This window comes from Vibrio sp. MED222 (assembly GCF_000153005.1).
Taxonomy (GTDB): Bacteria; Pseudomonadota; Gammaproteobacteria; order Enterobacterales; family Vibrionaceae; genus Vibrio; species Vibrio tasmaniensis_A.
Genome location: NZ_CH902616.1, coordinates 2875 through 4924 on the forward strand (window position 1 = coordinate 2875; position 2050 = coordinate 4924).

Here is a 2050-nt window from a genome sequence, read left to right on the forward strand (position 1 = left end):
TTTTCTCTAGAAGTGGTGCGTATGGCTTACCCTTGTGCAGGTCAGCGTTAACAACTTTAACGACGTGACGACGACCAGGGGAAGTCGGCTTACATTTAACAATAGCCATTTTTACTACTCCTGTTATTCCGCGCCGCCAACGAAGTCAAGATCTTGACCTTCTTTCAAAGTAACGTAGGCTTTCTTAACGTCTGAACGACGGCCTTCACGCATACCTTGACGTTTGGTCTTACCCTTTAATACAAGAGTATTTACAGACTTAACTTCAACTTCAAATAGCTTTTCTACAGCTGCTTTGATCTCTTTCTTAGTTGCATCTTTAGCTACTTTGAAAACGATAGTGTTCGCTTTCTCAGCTGCCATAGTTGCTTTTTCAGAGATGTGCGGAGCACGTAGAACTTTTAAGATACGCTCTTCAGTGATCATGCTAGCATCTCCTCAACTTGCTTAACTGCATCAGCAGTCATCAGAACCTTGTCGAAAGCGATTAGTGATACTGGATCAACACCAGCAACATCACGTGCATCTACTTTGTATAGGTTACGAGCAGCTAAGAATAGATTTTCATCTACTTCGCCAGTCACAATCAGAACGTCATTTAGCTCAAGCTCTTTAAGCTTAGCTACAAGTTCTTTTGTTTTTGGTGCTTCTACAGAGAAGTTATCAACAACGATTAGACGCTCTTGACGAATCAACTCAGAAAGAATGCTTTTCATAGCACCGCGGTACATTTTCTTGTTAACTTTTTGGCTGTGATCTTGTGGTTTCGCAGCAAAAGTAACACCACCTGTACGCCAGATTGGGCTACGAATTGTACCAGCACGTGCACGGCCAGTACCTTTTTGGCGCCATGGCTTAGCACCGCCGCCTGATACTTCAGAACGAGTCTTTTGAGCACGAGTACCTTGACGAGCACCTGCTGCATACGCAACAACTACTTGGTGTACTAGAGCTTCGTTAAAGTCACGTCCGAAAGTAGTCTCGGAAACAGTTAGTGCATCAGCACCTTTAACCATCAATTCCATTACTTACTCCTAGACGTTATGCTTTAACAGCAGGTTTTACGATCACGTTACCGCCTGTTGAGCCTGGTACTGCACCTTTAATAAGGAGTAGATTGCGCTCAGCGTCAACACGTACGATCTCTAGGTTTTGAGTCGTTACACGCTCAGCACCCATGTGACCTGCCATTTTCTTGCCTTTAAACACGCGGCCTGGAGTTTGACATTGGCCAATTGAACCCGGTGCGCGGTGAGACAAAGAGTTACCGTGAGTCATATCTTGAGTAGAGAAGTTCCAACGCTTGATAGCGCCTTGGAAGCCTTTACCTTTAGATGTACCAGTAACGTCTACTTTTTTAATTTCGTTGAAAAGTTCTACGTTTAGCTCAGCGCCAACTTCAAACTCTTCGCCGTTTTCTAAACGGAATTCCCAAAGACCGCGACCTGCTTCAACACCCGCTTTCGCGAAGTGACCAGCTTCAGGTTTAGTTACACGGTTAGCTTTCTTAGCACCAGTAGTTACTTGGATTGCTGCGTAGCCGTCTGTCTCAAGAGTTTTAACTTGAGAAATACGGTTCGCTTCAACCTCAACAACAGTTACTGGGATAGAAACGCCTTCTTCAGTAAATACGCGGGTCATACCCACTTTACGTCCGACTAGACCAATCATTATTCTTATCTCCCTTAACCTAGGCTGATTTGAACATCAACGCCAGCTGCAAGATCAAGACGCATTAGAGCATCAACAGTTTTATCTGTTGGCTCAACGATGTCGATCAAACGCTTGTGAGTACGAATTTCGTACTGATCACGTGCATCTTTGTTGACGTGTGGAGAGGTAAGAACAGTGAAACGCTCTTTACGAGTAGGAAGTGGAATAGGACCACGAACCTGTGCGCCAGTACGTTTTGCTGTTTCAACGATTTCCGCAGTTGAAGCATCGATTAGCTTGTAATCAAACGCTTTAAGGCGGATACGAATACGTTGGTTCTGCATGAGACAGAGCTCCAATTATTAAAAATTACACAAACAATATCGCCACTCAAGCT

The 2050-nt window shown here is 44.3% G+C and carries 4 protein-coding genes and 1 pseudogene; all 5 read right to left on the minus strand.

The window, feature by feature from the left end:
* Positions 1-109, minus strand: a pseudogene (locus MED222_RS22565) (50S ribosomal protein L2); the annotation flags it as partial.
* Between the two features lie 14 nt (positions 110-123).
* Complete coding sequence (gene rplW, locus MED222_RS00420) at positions 124-426, minus strand: 50S ribosomal protein L23 (protein WP_004736765.1); 303 nt, start codon at positions 424-426, stop codon at positions 124-126.
* Complete coding sequence (gene rplD / locus MED222_RS00415) at positions 423-1025, minus strand: 50S ribosomal protein L4 (RefSeq protein ID WP_004736764.1); 603 nt, start codon at positions 1023-1025, stop codon at positions 423-425. Before rplD ends, rplW begins: the two co-directional genes overlap by 4 nt.
* 16 nt (positions 1026-1041) lie before the next feature.
* Positions 1042-1671, minus strand: a complete 630-nt coding sequence (gene rplC / locus MED222_RS00410; RefSeq protein WP_004736763.1) for a 50S ribosomal protein L3 — start codon at positions 1669-1671, stop codon at positions 1042-1044.
* Between the two features lie 14 nt (positions 1672-1685).
* Entirely contained in the window at positions 1686-1997 is a 312-nt protein-coding gene (gene rpsJ, locus MED222_RS00405) for a 30S ribosomal protein S10 (protein ID WP_004736761.1), read from the minus strand.
* Positions 1998-2050 lie beyond the last annotated feature (53 nt).